Source organism: Nosocomiicoccus massiliensis (genome assembly GCF_000438455.1).
Lineage (GTDB): Bacteria > Bacillota > Bacilli > Staphylococcales > Salinicoccaceae > Nosocomiicoccus > Nosocomiicoccus massiliensis.
Genome location: NZ_CAVG010000134.1, coordinates 1 through 21,244, shown reverse-complemented (window position 1 = coordinate 21,244; position 21,244 = coordinate 1). Strand labels below are relative to the sequence as shown.

The 21,244-nt window shown below is 37.6% G+C and carries 18 protein-coding genes and 1 riboswitch; of the genes, 12 read left to right on the top strand and 6 right to left on the bottom strand.

Features of this window, described 5'->3' with window-relative positions:
* On the top strand, positions 1-1,223 hold a 1,223-nt coding region (locus tag TJ68_RS06485; protein ID WP_040929350.1), incomplete at its 5' end, for an alpha-amylase family glycosyl hydrolase.
* 16 nt (positions 1,224-1,239) lie between these two features.
* On the opposite strand, the gene TJ68_RS06480 is transcribed toward TJ68_RS06485, so the two are convergent.
* From TJ68_RS06480 to TJ68_RS06470, 3 genes are read right to left on the bottom strand one after another with little or no spacing between them, the layout of a single operon-like run.
* Positions 1,240-2,565, bottom strand: a complete 1,326-nt coding sequence (locus tag TJ68_RS06480; RefSeq protein WP_040929349.1) for a CoA-disulfide reductase — start codon at positions 2,563-2,565, stop codon at positions 1,240-1,242.
* 3 nt (positions 2,566-2,568) lie between these two features.
* Positions 2,569-3,411 (bottom strand): DegV family protein, encoded by an 843-nt coding sequence (locus TJ68_RS06475; protein ID WP_040929348.1) that lies wholly within the window; start codon positions 3,409-3,411, stop codon positions 2,569-2,571.
* Between the two features lies 1 nt (position 3,412).
* Positions 3,413-4,243 (bottom strand): Cof-type HAD-IIB family hydrolase, encoded by an 831-nt coding sequence (locus tag TJ68_RS06470; protein WP_040929347.1) that lies wholly within the window; start codon positions 4,241-4,243, stop codon positions 3,413-3,415.
* A 102-nt stretch (positions 4,244-4,345) separates the two neighbouring features.
* Here TJ68_RS06470 and TJ68_RS06465 point away from each other — a divergent pair, with 102 nt between their 5' ends.
* Together TJ68_RS06465 and thiT are read left to right on the top strand one after the other, a co-directional pair.
* Positions 4,346-4,654, top strand: coding sequence for a metal-sulfur cluster assembly factor (locus tag TJ68_RS06465; RefSeq protein WP_040929346.1), 309 nt, complete (start codon positions 4,346-4,348; stop codon positions 4,652-4,654).
* A 90-nt stretch (positions 4,655-4,744) separates the two neighbouring features.
* A riboswitch (TPP riboswitch) is annotated at positions 4,745-4,832 on the top strand.
* Between the two features lie 29 nt (positions 4,833-4,861).
* A complete protein-coding gene (thiT, locus tag TJ68_RS06460) occupies positions 4,862-5,410 on the top strand; it encodes an energy-coupled thiamine transporter ThiT (RefSeq protein ID WP_040929345.1) in 549 nt (182 codons plus the stop codon).
* Between the two features lie 54 nt (positions 5,411-5,464).
* On the opposite strand, the gene TJ68_RS06455 is transcribed toward thiT, so the two are convergent.
* Positions 5,465-6,298 carry an undecaprenyl-diphosphate phosphatase gene (locus TJ68_RS06455; protein ID WP_040929344.1) on the bottom strand — a complete coding sequence of 278 codons (834 nt, stop codon included), beginning with the start codon at positions 6,296-6,298 and terminating at the stop codon, positions 5,465-5,467.
* A gap of 172 nt (positions 6,299-6,470) precedes the next feature.
* Between TJ68_RS06455 and clpB the strand changes: the two genes are divergently transcribed.
* On the top strand, positions 6,471-9,062 hold the full coding sequence (gene clpB, locus TJ68_RS06450) for an ATP-dependent chaperone ClpB (RefSeq protein ID WP_040929343.1): 2,592 nt from the start codon (positions 6,471-6,473) through the stop codon (positions 9,060-9,062).
* 38 nt (positions 9,063-9,100) lie between these two features.
* On the opposite strand, the gene glpK is transcribed toward clpB, so the two are convergent.
* On the bottom strand, positions 9,101-10,594 hold the full coding sequence (gene glpK, locus TJ68_RS06445) for a glycerol kinase GlpK (protein WP_148449681.1): 1,494 nt from the start codon (positions 10,592-10,594) through the stop codon (positions 9,101-9,103).
* Between the two features lie 68 nt (positions 10,595-10,662).
* The gene (locus tag TJ68_RS06440) at positions 10,663-10,857 is read right to left on the bottom strand and encodes a DUF2929 family protein (RefSeq protein ID WP_040929341.1); all 195 of its coding nucleotides are present in this window, start codon (positions 10,855-10,857) and stop codon (positions 10,663-10,665) included.
* Between the two features lie 242 nt (positions 10,858-11,099).
* Here TJ68_RS06440 and TJ68_RS06435 point away from each other — a divergent pair, with 242 nt between their 5' ends.
* The 8 genes from TJ68_RS06435 to putP all read left to right on the top strand — a co-directional run bounded on the left by TJ68_RS06435 (position 11,100) and on the right by putP (position 21,235).
* On the top strand, positions 11,100-12,146 hold the full coding sequence (locus TJ68_RS06435; RefSeq protein ID WP_040929340.1) for an ABC transporter ATP-binding protein: 1,047 nt from the start codon (positions 11,100-11,102) through the stop codon (positions 12,144-12,146).
* Complete coding sequence (locus TJ68_RS06430; RefSeq protein WP_040929339.1) at positions 12,146-13,087, top strand: ABC transporter ATP-binding protein; 942 nt, start codon at positions 12,146-12,148, stop codon at positions 13,085-13,087. Before TJ68_RS06435 ends, TJ68_RS06430 begins: the two co-directional genes overlap by 1 nt.
* Entirely contained in the window at positions 13,088-14,050 is a 963-nt protein-coding gene (gene opp4B, locus TJ68_RS06425) for an oligopeptide ABC transporter permease (protein ID WP_040929338.1), read from the top strand.
* Between the two features lie 12 nt (positions 14,051-14,062).
* On the top strand, positions 14,063-15,103 hold the full coding sequence (locus TJ68_RS06420) for an ABC transporter permease (protein WP_081643687.1): 1,041 nt from the start codon (positions 14,063-14,065) through the stop codon (positions 15,101-15,103).
* A gap of 256 nt (positions 15,104-15,359) precedes the next feature.
* Positions 15,360-17,192, top strand: a complete 1,833-nt coding sequence (locus TJ68_RS06415) for an oligopeptide ABC transporter substrate-binding protein (protein ID WP_040929337.1) — start codon at positions 15,360-15,362, stop codon at positions 17,190-17,192.
* Between the two features lie 112 nt (positions 17,193-17,304).
* Positions 17,305-18,249, top strand: a complete 945-nt coding sequence (locus TJ68_RS06410) for a beta-ketoacyl-ACP synthase III (protein ID WP_040929336.1) — start codon at positions 17,305-17,307, stop codon at positions 18,247-18,249.
* 14 nt (positions 18,250-18,263) lie between these two features.
* A complete protein-coding gene (gene fabF, locus TJ68_RS06405) occupies positions 18,264-19,502 on the top strand; it encodes a beta-ketoacyl-ACP synthase II (protein WP_040929335.1) in 1,239 nt (412 codons plus the stop codon).
* A 182-nt stretch (positions 19,503-19,684) separates the two neighbouring features.
* A complete protein-coding gene (gene putP / locus TJ68_RS06400; RefSeq protein ID WP_052327364.1) occupies positions 19,685-21,235 on the top strand; it encodes a sodium/proline symporter PutP in 1,551 nt (516 codons plus the stop codon).
* Positions 21,236-21,244 lie beyond the last annotated feature (9 nt).

The window sequence follows — 21,244 nt, the reverse complement described above, 5'->3', positions numbered from 1 at the left end:
ACGGTGGAGACTTAGAAGGTATTGAGAATCAGTTAGACTACATAAAAGAGATGGGATTTGACACGATTCAATTAAGTCCAGTATTTGAAATGGACAATTCTGACATCCTCGGGTATAGCGTCACGGATTACACAAAAATAGCTGAGCGTTTCGGTGGAGAAGAGAAATTTAAAGATTTTATAAGTAAAGCACATGACAAAGATTTAAAAGTTATCGTAGATCTTCCAACGACAGCGACGGATGAGTTTACTGCTTTAGACGACCCACAAATGACGCCGATTATGGAAGAGTATATCGATTTAATCGACCGTCAATTTATTGATTTTAACAATGAAGAAAACCGTCAAAAATACAAAGAGTTGATGACAGAATTCGTCAATAACTTTGATATTGATGGTGTCAGTATGTACATCGTACAAAATGTCGATAGAACGGAAATTTTACCAAACGATATTAAAACGTATGCGGTCGTCTTAAGTGAAGATGTCGATGCTACAAACTTTGATTACACTGCTTACGATTCAAAACGAAAAAGTATTGCAGAAGCATTCGGAGGACTCGATAAAGATATTCCTGAGTATACGAACAGTGAAGAAATTTTAATGGCGGATCACTTCTTTAGTGAACGTTTTACGTCATATGCAGTTAAAAACAATCTCTTCCCTGGGACTCGTGTAAAAATGTTATATCCGTATTTAATCGCGCATGATGGACCAATGTTTGTAACTTACGGAACTGAAATTGCACAAAACGGGGATAATTTCGAAACGATTCATCCACAAATGAATTTATGGACAGATAAAGAAGTTCATGAGTTTATGAAAACAACTACTGAAGTATTTAATCAACATCCGAACTTATTAAATCGTGACACTGAAACGATTGTAAATAATCACGGTCTATATACTGTGTTATTTAAAACAGATGACGTTGATTTTATATTAGAAATTAACAACACGAGTGAGACACAAAAATTAGAGATTACTGATGAATATGTAAAAGATGGAAAAGAACTGAGTGGGTTACTACTAGGTGAGCGTGTGCAGCCACACGGAAATTCGTTATATCCTGTCATAGATAGAGAGTTAACGGAATTATTTGCTGTCATTGAATCACCTGGTTTAAACCATTGGTACTTAATTTCGAGTCTGTTAATATTTGGTGGATTTGTGATATTTATATTTATCGTTGCAAAACGTAGTAAAAGAAAAGAGAATAGATAAAATAATCGGGAAGCTATTATAGCTTCCCGATTGCTTTATATCCGAGCATATTGACGATATCTTTTGGACTACTAAATGGAGGTGCATATGCAACCTCAATGTTAATTAAGTCATCAACAGTCCCACCGAGACGTGTGAGTGTTGAGAGGATATCTAAACGTTTGTCGAGTCCTTCTTCACCTATACCGGATGCTCTTAAAATTTTACGTGTGTTTTTGTCGACGTAAATTTTTAACGATAAAGGTTTTGCACCTGGCATATATCCTGCTTTATTGTTTTGTGTTTGCTCAACGATGATATAGTCTTCGTCTTCTAAGTCTTTTAATGATAATCCCATTTTACCAACAGCAACATCGAAATATCTTAAAATAGATACTGAAAGTAACCCGTCGTGTTTGTACTGATCGTTTTCAGCAAGATGATTTGCGATAATGTACGCGAGTCGATGTGCCGGCCAAGCGAGCGCCACAGATACTTTTTTATGAGGTACGTGCTGGTAATGTGTTTCTATTGCGTCTCCGATAGCGTAAACATTATCGATGTTTGTTAATCCATATTCATCGACAGGTATATATCCGTCATTCATGACGACGTTAGACGATTTTAAAAAGTCTGTACGCGGTGTAATACCAATTGCTTGAATGATGAGTTCTGCATCGATGACTTCACCGTTATTTAACGTAAGTTTTGTTCCATCTAATTTTACAGGTTCACTGTTTAGTTCTAATCGAATGCCGTTTTTATCCATCTCTTCTTTAATCGGTTCACTAAACTCTTCTTCTATTGTGCTATATACTCTTTCGTTATGTTGGAGAATAGTTACTTCAAGACCTCGCTTACGTAACTGTTCAGACACTTCAAGACCAACAAATCCTGTACCGATTACAACTACATGTTTGACATCATGTTCAGTAATATATTGTTCGATAAGATCTAAATGATGTAAGTGCTGGAGTACAAATGATTGGGGCGCGTGTTTTACTGCGTCTATTTCATTCGCTTGTGCGCCAGGAGATACTATTAATTTGTCGTATGAATCGTCAAATGTTTCTCCTGTTTTTAAATTTTTAACTGTAACATAATTTTCCTTATCGTTTACTGAAATGACTTCATGTTCAGTATGCACATCGATGCCTTGAATTTTTAATTGTTCAGGAGTACGCGCAATTAAATCAGATCTCTCGCTCACTTCACGAGATAAATAATACGGTAAACCACAGTTTGCGAAACTTACATATGGGTTTTTATCGTATACCACGATTTCGCTCGTAGTGTCGAGTCGTCTAAATTGACTCGCAACCGTCATTCCACCTGATAATCCACCGATTATGACAAGTTTCATATATTACACTCCTTCAGTAAAGTAAAATAGTGCAATCGTTCCGTTTCCAGTATGTGAAATAATCGTTGGACCGATACTAGAAATTTGAACGTTCGTTAAATCCGTCTCTTTTAAAATTAAATCTCTTAACGCTTCTGCGTCTTTTAAGTTGTCAGCATGTGTAATGTGTACTTCAGTCGCTGCGCCTTCTTCTTTCATAAGTTCAATCATACGTTTTAAAACGCGTTTTAATCCGCGATACTTTTCAATCGGTACGAGTTTTCCGTCTTCTACATGGAGAAGCGGGCGAATGTTTAAAAGGCTACCTAAAAATGCTTGCCCTTTAGAGAGACGACCACCTTTAGCGAGGTAATCTAAATCAGATACTGTAAATAAATGACGAATGTGTGCTTTATCTCTTTCAATGTTTTCTATAACTTCTTCTTTAGATAAACCGTCATTTACATATTTTGCAGCACGTTCAACAAGTAGTCCGTAACCGTAACTTGCACTTAACGAGTCGATGACAGTAATATCAACGTCGTCGCGTTCTTCTAAAATCATCTCGCGCGCGATGTTCGCACTTTGATACGTTCCTGATAATTGACTTGAAAACGATAAATAAATAATCATCGAGTCTTCTTTTAAAGCTTCATTAAAATAGTTATATAACTCATCTGGATTTGCTTGACTCGTCAGTGGACGAATGCCATCATCGACTGCTTTTGATACTTCTTCACTTGAAATTTCGTATTTGTCGAGATATTCTTTACCATCAACGTTGATTTTAAGTGGTATAAAAAATAACTGGTGTTCTTTAGCAAAATCTAAACTGATGTCTGAACAGCTATCTACTAATAATTTCATATTATGACTCCTTATATTCTATATTTAAGTTAAAGTAATCGTTTAAATATCGACCAACACCGTCGTTGTTGTTATCATACGGTGTGACGTCTTTCGCGATATCTTTTAATTCATCGATTGCGTTTTTCATAGCGACACCGTGACTGACGTACTCGATCATTTGAAGATCGTTGTCTTCATCTCCAAATGCGATTGTACGAGACTCATCTAAGTTTAATGCATCTAATACATATTTGATACCTGTCGCTTTTGAGACGCCTTTTTTGATAATCTCGATGATTGCAAGTTGTGGTGCCCACTGCCTATGTGCAAGTGTTTCAGCATATACAGTATCAAATGCGTGACGAATATAATCGATGCGGTCTTCAGTTGTCTTAATGAGAAGAGACGTTGCTTCTTCTGGCATATTATCACGTAAGTCACCGGCGACTTTTTTAGGATTCCCCATATAAAACTCATCCATTAAGACGCTGTCGTGATATTGGAAGTATAAATCATCACGAACTTCTGCGACAATGTTTTTAATGTCGTATTTATCGATATGTACGACGATATCCTCGATGACATCTTGAGGTAATGTTTCTTGTAATGTTTTAAATTCAAAATCTAATGGGTGGTGTACGAATGCACCGTTAAAGTTAACGATTGGTGTGTTTAATCGTAACTCCTTATAGTAAGGAACTGACGCACGATACGGTCGACCCGTAGTAATCATGACGTAGTGTCCTTGTCTTTTTAATTCTTGAACGACACGATTTGTATAGTTTCCGATTGTATTTTCATCAGTGAGTAACGTGCCGTCTAAATCTAAACAAATAAGATACGGTTTCATGAAAATCATCCTTTCGGCTACTCTAATAATAGCATTATTATTCACTAGTTGTTTAATATTTGTTATATTGAATATACGATAATATATGCGAGGTGACAGAATATGGATAAAGCAATGGAAGAAAGCATGCTCGGTGCGTTAGAAAACGTTATTGACCCAGAGCTCGGTATAGATATTGTAAACTTAGGTTTAGTTTACGGTGTGTTTTTAGATGAAGACGGTAATGCAGGCGTGGAAATGACACTCACGTCGATGGGATGCCCGATGGGCCCAGAAATTGTACAAATGGTTGAAGAATCATTATTAGAATTACCGGAAGTTAAAAACGTGAACGTTCAAATTGTTTGGAATCCACCTTGGACAAAAGATAATATGTCACGTTATGCGAAGATTGCTTTAGGCGTATCATAACATTTAAGCGCTCAACATTATGTTGAGCGCTTTTTAATTTCTAAAAGAGAGTTGATAGGAAAGTGTGTTTACAATATACTATTAATTGCTATGAATCATAAGGGGTGCATAATTGCTGAGATTATACCCTTGAACCTGTTGAGGTAATTCTCGCGAAGGAATATGATACGCGGTTGATTCATAAGTAAACTTTTAGGAAGTGTATTTATGACAAGATCTAATGACAAGCTCGTCGTAATGATGGAAATTGCGATATTAGCTGCATTAAGTATGGGAATCGACTGGATCGATTCTGCATTCAAAATTGGGCCGTACAGCTTTAGTTTTTCAATGGTACCAATTTTAATTCTTGCGATTAGACGTGGAGTCGGCGCAGGGGTGCTCGGAGGTTTAATCTGGGCGATTTTACAAATTGTAACAGGAGACGCGGCAGGGAACTACATACATCCAGTGCAGTTCATTTTAGAATATCCACTCGCATTCGGTATTCTCGGAGTTGCTGGACTTGCATCTAAATATAAAAACTTAGTATCAATTGTTGCATTCTCATTTTTAGCAATTTTGTTACGTTACACGATGCACTTTTTTGCAGGCTGGATTTTCTGGGGGATTTACGCACCAGAAGGTCAACCAGCATGGCTTTATAGCTTAATTGCAAATGGTACAACGTTCTTAATTAATACGACAGTATGTATAGCGCTCGTTATTATTTTATTCTCAGTTGCAAAACGATTATTTGTACCAGAAGAAAGATAAAAAATACCAGTCGAACTTTTCATAAGTTCGGCTGGTATTTTTGTTTTAATAAGTTTACGATAACACGATGAATTGATACATAATCGAAAATACTCCTGCAGCGAAGCAGTAATAACTGAAATATTTGAGACGTCCACTCGTTAAAGCACCTTCTAGTAATTTAAACCCGATGTATGTTGCAATAATCGTTACAATAAATGACGCAATGTACGGAATGAGTAGTGTGTCGAGCATAGGATCTGTCGCGATATCTGAAATCGATAAAATTGCCGTTCCAAGTGATACTGGTATATAAAGTAGAAATACAAATCTTAATGCATTTTTCTTTTCTAAACCAACTGCCATCGAACCTACGAGTGTCGCACCGCTTCGACTAATTCCAGGTATTAACGCGACACATTGAGAAAGACCGACGATAATTGAATCTTTAACTGTTAACTCTCCGTCACGTTTAACACCTGATTTATTTTTTATAAACCATAGAGCAGTCCCTGTAAAGAGAAGCATTAACCCAACAAATCCAATCGATACGTTATCTCCAATAACATCTTTTAGTAAAAATCCTAAAACTCCAACAGGAATTGTTGCGATAATTAAGTAAATAACATATTTAAAATCCGTCGTTGCTTCTAAATCTCTATCTTTTTTAAATACATATCGTAAAAAGTTTTTAGCAATCTCAAAAATATCTTTCCAATATATGTACAAGACTGCAATGAGTGAAGCAGTGTTTAAAAATATTTCAAACGATAAACCACTCGCTTCAATTCCAAAAAGTTCACGCGCCATTACTAAATGACCACTCGAAGAGACAGGAATTGGTTCGGTTAACCCTTGTAATATCCCTAAGAATATATATTTAATCAGTTCTATTATATCGATATCCATGATTTAAAGTCCTCCTAATCAATATTACAACTATAGTACAAAGTGATATATAAATAAAGCGAAAATAAATAGTCAAAAAAGGTCAAAAAATTGAGTGAAACGCTTGAAATTAAAATATAACGATGTATAATATAAGTATGGTCAAAATTGGTCAAACACTTGAGGTGAGGAAATGGATATCAATAAAATGACTTTCAAAGTGCAGTCGATTATCGAACGTGCACAACAAATTTCAGTTGAACATAAAATTCAAACAATCGAACTCGCTGCTCTATTAAAAGCATTATTTACAGTCAGTGATTCAATGGCAAAAGATATTTTACTACGCGCAAATATTAATGTAGATGAATTGATTAAACAATATGATGAAAAGCTCAAAAGTTTTAACAAAGTAGAAGGGGACAATGTCCAGTATGGACAATATATGTCTCAAGGATTTAGTCGTGTAATTAGTGAAGCAGAAAAAGTAATGGGAGATATGAACGATGAATATATTTCTCAAGAACATCTTTTACTCGCAGCATTAAATGTAGACGACATATTAAAAACACAAGTTGGAAATAAAGATACAATCGTAAAAGAGATTATTAAAAAGATTAGAGGAGGAAAACACGTGACGACTCAAAATCCAGAAGTTCAATATGAAGTATTACAAAAATACGGTCGTGACCTTGTCGAAGAAGTACGTAAAGGTAATATGGATCCTGTGATCGGTAGAGATGAGGAAATCCGTAACACGATTCGTATATTAAGTAGAAAACGTAAAAATAACCCAGTATTAATTGGTGAACCGGGTGTCGGTAAAACTGCAATCGTTGAAGGGCTCGCACAGCGTATCGTTCGTGGAGACGTGCCAGATTCACTAAAGAATAAAACAATTTTTGAATTAGATTTAGCAGCACTCGTAGCAGGTGCAAAATTCCGAGGGGAATTTGAAGAGCGCTTAAAAGCAGTATTAGAAGAAATCAAAGAAGCAGACGGTAGAATTTTATTATTCATCGATGAAGTACACATGCTCGTTGGTGCAGGTAAAACAGATGGGGCAATGGACGCTGGTAATATGCTTAAGCCGATGTTATCACGCGGTGAACTCCATATGATTGGTGCAACGACGTTAAATGAGTACCGTGAATATATCGAAAAAGACTCTGCATTAGAGCGTCGTTTCCAAAGAGTACTCGTTAGTGAACCGACAGTCGACGACACAATTTCAATTTTACGTGGCCTAAAAGAACGTTATGAAGTACACCACGGGGTAAGAATCACAGACCGTGCGTTAGTTGCTGCAGCAGAATTGTCAGACAGATATATTACAGAACGATTTTTACCAGATAAAGCCATCGACTTAGTCGACCAGGCGAGTGCAACAATTCGTACAGAAATGGGATCTAACCCAACTGAACTCGACCAAATCAATCGTAAAGTAATGCAGATGGAAATCGAAGAACAAGCATTATTAAAAGAAGATGACCAAGTGTCTAAAGCACGTTTAGAAGAACTTCAAAAAGAACTTGCTGATGCGAGAGAAGCACAACAATCTCTATCTGCGAGAGTAGAGCGTGAACGTGAGCAAATTAGCGGAGTATCTCGTAAACGTGAAGAAATTGATAAAGCACGTCAAGAATTAGAGGAAGCAGAAAGCAACTATCAATTAGAGCGTGCTGCTGAACTTCAGCACGGTATTATACCGAAACTTCAAGCAGAGTTAAATGCACTTGAAGCAGAACTTCACGATGAAACAGAAGGTAAAGACCGTATTATCCGTGAAGTTGTTACTGATGAAGAAATCGGTATGATCGTATCACAATGGACAGGAATTCCAGTGACAAAACTCGTTGAAACAGAGAAAGATCGTCTGCTTAATTTACCGAAATTACTTCATCAGCGTGTCGTTGGTCAAGATGAAGCGGTAGAACTCGTATCTAACGCAGTTATTCGTGCAAGAGCAGGTATTAAAGATCCAAACCGTCCAATTGGTAGCTTCCTATTCTTAGGACCAACTGGTGTCGGTAAAACAGAACTCGCAAAAGCACTTGCGGAAACGATGTTTGATAGTGAAGACAACATGATTCGTATCGACATGAGTGAGTATATGGAAAAACACGCAGTGTCTAGATTAATCGGAGCGCCTCCAGGATACGTTGGATACGAAGAAGGTGGACAATTAACTGAGCAAGTGAGAAGACATCCGTATTCGGTGATTCTTTTAGATGAAGTTGAAAAAGCACATACAGATGTGTTTAACATCTTACTTCAAATTATGGATGACGGTAGACTGACAGATTCTCAAGGTCGTACTGTTGATTTTAAAAACACTATTCTCATCATGACATCGAACTTAGGATCACATTATCTACTCGATACGATGATTCAAGGTGGAGAAATTAACGATAAAACGAGAGAAGTCGTTATGAGTGAAGTGTTAACGCACTTTAAACCAGAAATCGTAAACCGTATGGATGACATCGTTATGTTTAGTCCATTAACTGAAGAAAATATGACAGGTATCGTCGATAAGTTAATCGATGAATTAAATGTACGATTAAGTGACCAACATATGAGTATTTCAGTATCACAAGATGCTAAAAAATATATCGTTAAAGAAGCGTACGAACCAGAGTTTGGTGCACGACCATTAAAACGTTATATTCAACGTGAAATCGAAACGCCACTTGCAATTAAAATGATTGAGTCGAACTTAGAAGAAGGTCTACACGTCGATATCGACGTAAAAGACGGCACATTTATATTTGACTTACAATAAAAATAAAACTCTATTGAGAAAAATCTCAATAGAGTTTTTTAGTTTGAAAATAGTTCTGTCGCTTTAACTGCGCGTTTCCATCCGTCGTACTTCTTGTTGATTTTTTCTTTATTTTCTTGAGGATGAAATGCATAATCAATTGACTTCAGTTCTTTTAACGCTTCTTTAGATTCAAAGAAGTTAACCGCAAGACCTGCTAAAAATGCTGCACCAAGTGCTGTTGACTCTAAATATTTTGGCCTTTCAACAGTACATTCAAGTAAATCTGATTGGAATTGCATTAAAAAGTCGTTTGCAGAAGCACCACCGTCGACGTTTAACTGTTTGATTTGGGTCTTGCTATCTTTACGCATCGCGTTTAGCACGTCATACGTTTGGTATGCGAGTGATTCTAACGTCGCACGTATAATGTCTTCTCTAGACGTGCCGCGAGTGATACCAAACATCGCTCCACGTGCATGCATATTCCAATAAGGAGCACCGAGTCCTGTAAACGCAGGAACGACATAGACATCCGTGTCATCAATTTCAGTTGCGAGTTGTTCGCTTTTTGCCGCATCATCAAAGAACATCATTTCATCTCTTAACCACTGAACGGCACTCCCCGCAACAAATATCGATCCTTCCAGTGCGTATTTAACAGGTTCATCTTTTAATTGATATGCGATAGTAGATATTAATCCATAGTTTGAAGCGGGTACTTCCTCACCTGTATTTAATAGTAGGAAACAGCCAGTACCATATGTATTTTTTGCTTCTCCTTCTTCAAAACACGTTTGACCAAATAGTGCCGCTTGCTGGTCACCAGCGATTCCTGCGATTGGAATTGAAGCACCAAAGAAATGATTTGTATCCGTATACGCATAAATTTCACTAGAAGATTTTACTTCAGGCAACATTTTCTTAGGAATATTTAGAATTTCTAAAATCTCATCATCCCACTTGAGCGTATGAATGTTAAATAACATCGTACGACTTGCATTTGTGACATCTGTAATATGTGTTTTACCGGATGTTAATTTCCACACAATCCAGCTGTCGATCGTTCCAAATAGTAAATCACCGTTTTCTGCCATTTCTTGTGCGCCTTCAACGTTGTCGAGTATAAAACGAACTTTCGTCGCTGAAAAATACGGATCTAATATAAGACCAGTTTTATCTTTAAATAACTCCTCATAGCCATTTGCTCTTAACTCTTCAGTAATTCCATCAGTTTGTCTCGATTGCCAAACAATTGCATTATAAATCGGAAGACCAGTGTGTTTGTTCCACACGACGGTCGTTTCACGTTGATTTGTTATACCAATTGCTTTTATCATATCGGCTGTTAAATTGTTATCTCCGAGTACTTGAGCGATTACAGATAATACAGAACTCCAAATTTCGTTTGCGTTATGTTCTACCCAACCAGATTTAGGAAAATATTGTTTAAACTCCATTTGGGAAGTCGCTTTAATGTCTCCGTTTTTATCGACGAGGATTGCACGTGTTGACGTCGTTCCTTGGTCGATAGATAATATGTAACTCATCAGGTCACCTCGTTTATATAATGATAGAAAAAAAGACTCTATTCGTAATAGAGTCTTCTAGTAAGTATAGATTACTGTTTGTCCTCAGTGTAATTGTGGCGAGGCTTCATGACGACATCTAAGAAGAATACGACTAATGTAATAAGCACAGCAAATAATAATCCGATCTCAGGATATAGCTGTCCGCCACCACTTAAACTGTTTAGGATAAAGTTAATCATTTGAGTGAGCAAAAATGCCCAAATGAACGTGATTACAAATCTCAAATCAGACACTCCTAATAATTTAATTCTCTTTTCAATATTTATTTTACAATAAATCATTCAAAAAGTATACAACATAGAGTATAATATGTGTATGCGTTTACATGTAAGGCAATTTTTTAAAATACATATCAGAATTTATTAAATTTTATGATAATATTGATTTATCTTACAATTGTCTTTACAATTAAAAACAACTTATTTGCACATCCTTTAAAATCATGAAAGGAAGTTTGGTGAACAATATGGATGAAAAATTACTATCAGTAAAGAACTTAACAACATCATTTAAAATTAACGGGGAATACTACCCGGCTGTTGATAATGTTTCGTTCGATATTAAGAAAAACGAAGTACTCGCTCTCGTTGGTGAGTCAGGTTCAGGGAAAAGTGCGACAGCATTTTCTCTTATGAAATTACATAGACACGCGCGTGTTGAAGGTGAAGTGTTCTTTGAAGATAAGAATATTTTGAAAGCTAGCGAGAAAGAAATGAATAACATTCGCGGTGGCGAATTCTCTATGGTTTTCCAAGATCCGATGACAGCGCTCAATCCTTTAATGAGAATCAAGGATCAAATTATAGAAACTTTAACAATTCATAAAACGAAAGAGAAAAACGAAAGAGAAGCTTATGCAATCGAGTTATTAAAACGTGTTGGTATTGCGAGAGCAGAACAAGTCGCTGAAGCATATCCGCATGAATTATCTGGTGGGATGAGACAGCGTGTCGTTATCGCGATTGCAATCGCAAATAAGCCGAAGCTGCTTATCGCTGACGAACCGACAACAGCACTTGACGTTACGATTCAAGCGCAAATTTTAGATTTAATTCGTGAACTAAAAGACGATTTAGGTTCTGGTGTACTTTTAATCACTCACGACTTAGGTGTCGTTGCAGAAATGGCAGACAAAGTTGCTGTTATGTATGCAGGTCAAATTGTGGAGATGGCACCTGTTAAAGAATTGTTTAAAAACCCACTTCATCCGTATACGAGAAGTTTACTCAACTCGTTACCATCTGAAGATGTGTTAGGAGATAAATTACACGTCATTCAAGGTGTGGTTCCAGCACTTGATAAGATGGATCGTACAGGTTGCCGATTTGCACCACGTATTCCATGGATTGACGAGTCGGCTCACGAAGAGAATCCTCAGTTACGTGAAGTTGAGGACGGACATTTTGTAAGATGTACGTGCTACAAACACTTCTACTTAGATTCTTCAGCTGAATTAACGCAAGAAGTTGAAGCGGAACAGTTTGGAGCGTTGCACCAAGGAGGTAATGAGTAATGGCGGAATACTTATTAGAAATTAACGACCTAAAGGTCTATTACCCAATTAAAGGTGGGTTCTTTAATACGACAAAGGATTACGTCCGTGCAGTTGACGGCGTAACGATTAAAATTCCAAAAGGAAAAACATACGGCTTAGTTGGAGAATCTGGTTCAGGTAAAACGACGACTGGTAAAGCTGTTATGGGACTAAATAAAGTGAGTGGTGGGGACATTTACTTCGAAGGTAAACACTTAAACAGTGGTAAAAAAGTAGACGTCAGTCGTGACGTTCAAATGATCTTCCAAGACCCGTATTCATCATTAAATCCGCGTAAACGCGTATTTGACATCGTTGCTGAACCTCTTAAAAACTACGAGAAGTTATCAAAAGACGAGTTGATTAAAGAAGTGCTTCGACTGCTTTCTCGTGTTGGTTTACCACCTGGTTCAATTTATAAGTACCCACACGAATTCTCAGGTGGTCAACGTCAGCGTATCGGTGTTGCGCGTGCAATCGCGTTAAATCCTAAGTTAATTATCGCGGATGAGCCGGTATCGGCATTAGACGTATCAGTACAAGCGCAAGTACTTAACTTCATGCAAGAAATCCAGCAAGATATGGATTTAACGATGTTATTTATTGCCCATGACTTAGGGGTAGTGAGACATATGTGTGAGTGGATTGGAATTATGTATCAAGGCCGACTTGTAGAAGAAGGTCCAGCCGAAGTGATCTTTAAAAATCCACAACATATTTACACGAAGAAGTTAATTGCTGCAATTCCGGATGTAAACGTGGATAACATCGAAGAGAACTTACGTAGACGTAAAGAAGTTCAAGAAGAATATGAGAATCATTTCAAAGATTATTTAGATGAAGATGGTAAGCCTTTCCCTCTCGTTGAAATTTCTGAGAATCATAGAGTCGCTTTACCACCAGAAGGAGGTAAAAATTAAATGATCAAATTTACTATTAGACGATTCTTAATTGCATTACCGCAATTATTCTTGCTGAGTTTATTAATTTTCTTCCTCGCAAGTTTAATGCCAGGGGATGCGTTAAGTGGGGTATTAGACCCGAACATTTCTGCAGAAGCATTAGAGAGACAACGTGAGGCAATGGGGCTAAATAACCCATGGTATATTCAATATAGAGACTGGGTATTCAACATGCTTCAAGGAGACTTTGGTCGTTCGTATTTTAAACAACAGCCAGTATTAGATGTTATTGGTGACCGTTTAATGAACACAGTTTGGTTATCGTTATTCTCGACAATTTTAATTTACTTACTTGGTATTCCATTAGGAATGTTATCAGGTCGTTATAACGACTCATTATTAGACAACGTTATTACAGGTTACACATACTTAGGTTTCGCAACACCAACATTCATGTTCGCTTTACTTATGGTATTAGTATTCGGATTTAATTTAGGTTGGTTCCCAACTTCAGGTTCAGTGAACCCGAATGTAGATCCATGGACGATGGGATACTTCTTTAGTAAAATACATCACTTAATATTACCTTCGTTATCGATCGCCTTAATTGGACTCGTTGGTACGGTTCAGTACTTACGTGGTGGTATTATTGAAACGAAACAAAAAGATTACGTTACACTTGCACGTGCAAAAGGTTTATCTGAAAGTAAAGTGTATAGAAGACACATTTTCAGAAACGCGATTATCCCAATCGCTGCATTCTTTGGTTATGAAATTGCGGGATTACTTGGTGGTTCGATTTTCATCGAGATGATCTACGCGTATCCAGGAATGGGTCGTTTATTCTTAGAATCGATTTCGACGCGTGACTTCAGCGTTGCGAACGTATTAATTTTATTCTATGGATTCTTAACAATTGTCGGTACATTATTATCTGACATTATTTTAAGTATTATCGATCCAAGGATTCGTATTAAATAAGGAGGGTGTCACATGACAAAGGATAATAAAAATTTAAATGATGAAAACCGTGAGTTAAAAGATGTCAATCCAGACAACACAGCTTTTGAGAATGACAAAGATGATGCACACCCGACGAATATCGATACACATAACCAAGCAGGTGTATACGGAATTGAATCACACGATTCAATCGATGTAGAAAACTTGCCGAGATCGACACCAGGGTGGAAAGTTTTACTTCAAGAAATTTTAGTAGACAAAGTTGCGCTATTCAGCTTAATTATTATGATTGCAATTACATCATACGTTTTTGGACTAACGATGTTCTTAAAACAATCAGAAATCGTAACAGTAGATTTATTATCACTGAACCAACCGCCAAACGAAGAGTTTAGACTCGGTACGGACTACGGTGGACGTGATATTTTTGGACAATTAATTATCGGTACGAGAAACTCGTTACTAATTGGTTTCCTCGTTACAGCAATATCAGTATCATTCGGTACGGCTTATGGAGTAATCTCTGGTTACTTCGGAGGACAAGTGGACAATATCCTCATGCGTATCGTAGACTTTATGATGGTTTTACCGTTCATCATGATCATCGTTGTGTACGTTACAATTTCACCAAGCTATAATGTCGTGAGTTTCTCACTCATCATGAGTGCGTTCTTATGGACAGGTACAGCGAGATTAATACGTTCACTAGCGATTCAAGAGAAAGAACAAGACTATATTAACGCTTCGAGAACGTTAGGTAGTTCTCACGTTAAAATTATATTTACACAGTTATTACCGAACTTAGTCGGTATTATCATTGTTAACTCAACGCTATCACTCGCTTCGAATATCGGTATTGAGTCGGGACTCTCATTCATTGGATTTGGATTCCCTGAAGATACACCGTCACTCGGAACGCTATTATCTTATGCAACACAAACGCAAACGCTACGCTTAAGACCGTGGATCTGGGCACCAGCGGCGATATTAATCTTAATATTAATGCTTTGTGTACGTAACGTTGGTGAAGCGTTACGCCGAGCAGGAGATGCGAGACAACGAAATGCATAAATTTACATTTAAGACCAAGCGAATGCTTGGTCTTTTTTGTGTTATTTAATAATTACAAAAAAATTTGTAAAAAATATCCGAAAACGATTTCACTTTTTTTCGAAATAGGGTATAATATTGTTATAGATTTAAAACGGTTTCAATTTTTTGAAAAGAAATTCAATTTTGATATTGATTAATCTGAATTTTATGATAATATCAAAATTAGATAACATTTCTATACCGTTATCTTTTATATCTAAAGGGGGAAACAAAGATGAAGAAACACAATTGGTCTCGCGTACTTTTCGGTATGGGATCATCTCTAGCTCTTGTTCTTGCAGCTTGTGGTGGCGGCGGAAGCGATGACGCAGCTGACGGCGATAAGGACAAAAAAGATGACGGCGGCGGTACAAGTAACGCAGAGCCTAGCGAAGAAGGAGTCTATAATTACGAAGACTTCAGCAAAACGGTTTCAAACACAGGTGAACCATCTGGTTCAGGTAAGTTAAAAGTTGGTTACACTTCAGATACTCCATTTGAAGGTACACTAAACTGGGCGTTCTACCAAGGTGCTCCAGATGCTACTATGATTGGATACTTCGATGAAGCTGCATTCAGAATGGACGCTGACTTCCAGTACACTCAAGACGGATTAATCGGATTTGAGTTAAACGAAGAAGACAACACAGTAACATTCAAATTACAAGCAGATGCTAAATGGCACGATGGTACACCAGTTACTATCCAAGACTATGTTGCATCATACGAAGTAATCGGTCACCCTGACTACGACGGTGTTCGTGGATCAAGCGACGGATTTACATTAATTGAAGGATACGAAGAGTATCAAGCTGGTGAAGCTGATGAAATCTCTGGTATCGAAGTAGTAGACGATAAAACAGCTGTATTTACATACAAAGAACTTGCACCATCATTAACGGCTGGTGGTTTCTGGGCATACTTATTCCCTGAAAAGTACTACGAAGGTGTAGAAGTTAAAGATATGGCAGCAGCAGATCAAACACGTCAAAACCCAATTGGTATTGGACCATATAAAGTTAAATCAATCACTTCAGGTGAAGCGATTATCCTTGAGAAAAACGAAGATTACTGGCAAGGTGAACCAGGAATGGACGGAATCGAAATCAAAGTTATTCCTTCATCTTCTGTAGCTGATGCAGTTCAAAAAGGTGATATCGACGTAGCGTTATCATTCCCAACTGACCAATATCCAGACGTTGCTGAAATGGATAACGTTGAATGGTTAGGTCAAATTGACGGAGCATACACTTACATTGGTTTCAAACTTGGTGAGTGGGATGCAGACAAAAACGAAGTTAACTACAAGCCAGACGAAATGAAAATGGGTGACAAAGAATTACGTCGCGCAATGTGGCACGCAGTTGACAACGATGCTGTCGGTAATAAGTTCTATAAAGGTCTACGTTGGGGAGCGAACTCATTAATCACTCCTTACCACAAAGACTGGTATAAAGAAGACTTAGAAACTCCTAAATACGATCCAGAAAAAGCAAAACAAATCTTAGCTGACGCTGGATATGAAGACACAGACGGAGACGGATTCGTTGAAACACCAGACGGTGAAAAACTACAAATCAACTTCGCTTCTATGTCAGGTGGAGACATTGCTGAACCATTAGCAAACTACTACATCCAATCTTGGAAAGAAATTGGACTTAACGTAGAAAAAACTAACGGTCGTTTAATCGAATTCAACACATTCTACGACATGCTTAAAAACGATGACAAAGACATTGACATCTACCAAGGTGCATGGGGTGTAGGTTCTGACGTTGACCCTTCAGGATTATACGGAAGAAAAGCTGCATTCAACTACCCACGTTACGCTTCTGAGAAAAACGATGAATTACTGAAAAAAGGTAACTCACAAGAAGCACTTGATATTGAATACAGAAAAGAAGTATACAATGAGTGGCAAGAATTTATGGCTGAAGAAATTCCAGTATTCCCAACTCTTTACCGTGCATACGTAGTACCAGTTAACAAACGTGTTAAAAACTGGACTGAAGAGTACGGATATAACCCTGACTTCCAATTATACAAAGTCGGTGTAGATGAAGAGTAATTCGCTACTCACTAAAGCTTAAGTACATGAGTACTTAAGCTTTTTTTGTTTGATTAAAACAAAAAAATGTGCTAAATTAGTACCTAGTAATAAAAAGGTGAGGTGTGGTGAGATGACGAATGTAGGGATCATCGGTATGGGTAGTTATTTACCAGAAAAAGTAATGACCAATCACGACTTTGAAAAGATATTAGATACGTCAGATGAATGGATTACTGAAATGACGGGTATAAAAGAAAGAAGATTTGCTGAAGAAGATATGGATACGAGTGATATGGCAGTATTAGCAGCTAAAAGAGCGATGGAGAACTCTGGAGTAACAAAAGATGACATCGATATGATTATCGTTGCTACTTCAACACCAGACCATCACTTTCCAACAGTCGCGAATATCGTTCAAAGTAAACTCGAGTTAAATCATGTACCATCATTTGATCAAGCAGCGGCTTGTACAGGATTTATATATGGGTTAGTTACCGCTTATAATTACATAAAAGCTGGGACTTATAAAAAGGTGCTTGTCATCGGTGCAGATAAGTTATCAAAAATGATTGATTTTGAAGATCGATCTACTGCGATACTGTTTGGCGATGGTGCGAGTGCAGCTGTCGTTGGAGAAGTCAGTGAAGGCTATGGAATAAAATCATTTGAACTCGGAAGTAACGGTGACGGTGGTAAGTGGCTATATGACGATAAAGACACGAAATACATTAAAATGAACGGAAGAGAAGTATTTAAGTTCGCAGTAAGAATTATGGGAGAACTCAGCGTATCTGTTACAGAAAAAGCGGATATGACAAGTGAGGATATCGATATGCTCATCCCGCACCAAGCGAATATTCGTATTATGGAATCGGCTAGAAAGAGAATGAACTTACCGAGAGAAAAAATGAGTGAAACGATTCAATTATATGGAAACACGTCTGCGGCTTCAATTCCAATCAGCATTGAACATGAAGTCAAACATAATAAAATAAAAGATGGAGATAATATTGTCTTAGTTGGGTTCGGCGGCGGCTTAACATGGGGCGCTGTCTGTATGACTTGGGGAAAATAATAGGAGGAATATAAATGAACGAAAGAAGAGTTGTAATTACAGGTATGGGAGCATTAACACCGATTGGAAATACTGTCGATGAGATGTGGGAAAATGCATTAAATGGTGTAAACGGAATTGGTAAAATTACGAGAATTGATACGAGTGAATATGATGTACACGTTGCTGGTGAACTTAAAGACTTTGACGGTGAAGAATATTTTGGCCGTAAAGAAGCACGTCGTATGGACCGTTTTACGCAATATGCAGTTGCTGCTTCAGATGAAGCGGTTAAAGATTCTGGATTAAATATCGACGAAATTTCAGAACGTACAGGTGTATGGATTGGATCAGGTATCGGAGGTATTCAAGCATTAGAGGACGGTTTAAGAGTACTATTTGATCGCGGTCCAAAACGTGTAAGCCCGTTATTTGTTCCAATGATGATTCCAGATATGGCAGCTGGTCAAGTATCGATTCGCCATAACGCAAAAGGCCCTAACGGTGCGACCGTAACTGCATGTGCATCAGGCACGAACTCGATTGGGGACGCGTTTAGAATCGTTGCGAGAGGCGATGCTGACGTTATGATTTCAGGTGGAACAGAGTCTCCAATTACGCATATGGGTGTCGCTGGATTTCAAGCGAATCGTGCTTTAAGTAAATCGAATGATCCGAACTATGCCTCTGTTCCATTTTCAGAAGACCGCTCAGGCTTTGTAATGGGTGAAGGTGCAGGCATCGTTATTTTAGAAGAGTTAGAGCATGCGAAAGCACGCGGAGCAAAAATTTATGCTGAGATCGTTGGTTACGGCTCAACAGGAGATGCGCATCATATTACAGCGCCAGCACCAGAAGGTGAAGGTGGCGCGCGTGCGATTCAAGCGGCGTTAAACGATGCTGGTATTAAACCAGAACAAGTTCAATATATTAACGCACACGGTACGTCAACGCCTTACAACGATGAGTTTGAAACACTTGCGATTAAAACAGTATTTGGTGATCATGCGTATAATTTAAAAATTAGCTCAACAAAATCAATGACTGGTCACTTACTCGGAGCAACAGGTGCTATGGAAGCAATTATTACTGCAAAAAGTATTCAAGAAGGCAAAATCCATCCGACGATTAACTTAACAAATCAAGATCCTAAACTTGATTTAGATTATGTTAAAGACGGACAAGAAGATTTAGACATCGATTACGCAGTAACAAATAGCTTAGGATTCGGTGGACATAATGCGACACTCGTGTTAAAAAAATATACAGAATAATATAGAATTAAATATTGAATAAACGCGAAATCTTAATTGATATCGCGTTTATTTTTTCATACTAAATAAATGTGTATTAAAACAAAAAAGAGATTTATTCATATTAAAACGCTTTAAATGCTATGTAAAACGCTTTTATGATTTTGTATACTAAACATAGATTAGAAAAGGAGGCGCTTTAAGTGCTATTATTAGGAGCTACGCGTGTGCGTGACGCAGTCACTTTAGATTGGCAAACGTACGTTATGATTGTACTATACTTCTTAATTCTTTTAGTCATTGGTTGGTATAGTTACAAGCGATCGACAGGAGATTTAAATGAGTATATGCTAGGTGGTCGTAACATTGGACCATACGTAACCGCACTATCTGCCGGAGCAGCAGATATGAGTGGTTGGATGATCATGGGGTTACCTGGTGAGGTATACTCAGTTGGTCTTTCAGCAGCATGGCTTGCGATCGGTTTAACTGTTGGTGCTTATATCAACTACTTCGTCGTTGCACCGAGATTACGTGTGTATACAGAAATCGCAAATGATTCGATTACGATTCCTGAATTTTTAAATAACCGCTTAAGCGATAACACGAACTTAATTAAAATTATTTCAGGCCTTATTATCGTTGTATTCTTTACATTATATGTAAACTCAGGTCTCGTTGCAGGTGGACGTTTATTTGAAAGTGCGTTTGGTACATCATACCACTTCGGGTTAATCTTAATTGCTGTAATCATTATCGTTTACACATTCTTTGGAGGATATTTAGCGGTATCACTTACTGACTTCTTCCAAGGTGTCATTATGTTAATTGCGATGGTTATGGTACCAATCGTAGCGATGCTTCAATTATCAGGTTTAGATACGTTAAGCCAAGCTGCAGAGCTTAAACCGACAAACTTAGATTGGTTTAAAGGTACGACAGTTATCGGGATTATCTCATTTATTGCATGGGGACTTGGTTACTTCGGACAACCACACATCATCGTTCGATTTATGTCTGTTCAAAATGTTAAAAAATTAAGAACAGCACGTCGCTTTGGTATCGGTTGGATGGCAATCAGCCTACTCGGTGCAGTACTCGTTGGTTTAACAGGGATTACGTTTGTAAATAGTAACGGATTAGTTCTTGAAGACCCAGAAACAATCTTTATTTTAATGGGGCAATTATTATTCCATCCATTAATTGGAGGGTTCTTACTCGCAGCAATTTTAGCAGCGATTATGAGTACGATTGCGTCACAATTAATTGTAACGTCTAGTGCGTTAACAGAAGACTTCTATAAGTTAATTCGTGGTAAAGAAAATGCGAATAGTCGTCAAAAAGAATTTGTTATGGTTGGACGTATTTCAGTACTACTCGTTGCAGCAGTAGCGATGGTTATCGCTTGGAGCCCGAATGCTACAATCCTAGACTTAGTTGGTAACGCTTGGGCAGGATTCGGTGCAGCATTTGGTCCAATCGTAATCCTCTCACTTTACTGGAAAGGTTTAACGAGAACAGGTGCGTTATCAGGTATGATCGCAGCATCAGTGACTGTTATTCTTTGGATTACAGTTGTTTCACCAATGGGTGAAACAGGTTCAGATTTCTGGAACTTATATGAAATTTTACCAGGTTTCATCGTTAACTTAATTGTAACTGTTGTTGTAAGTTTATTTACAGCAAAACCAGCTCAAGATGTTGAAAAAGAGCTTAACACAGTAAAATCAATTATCAAACATGAATTAGAATAAAAAAACGGG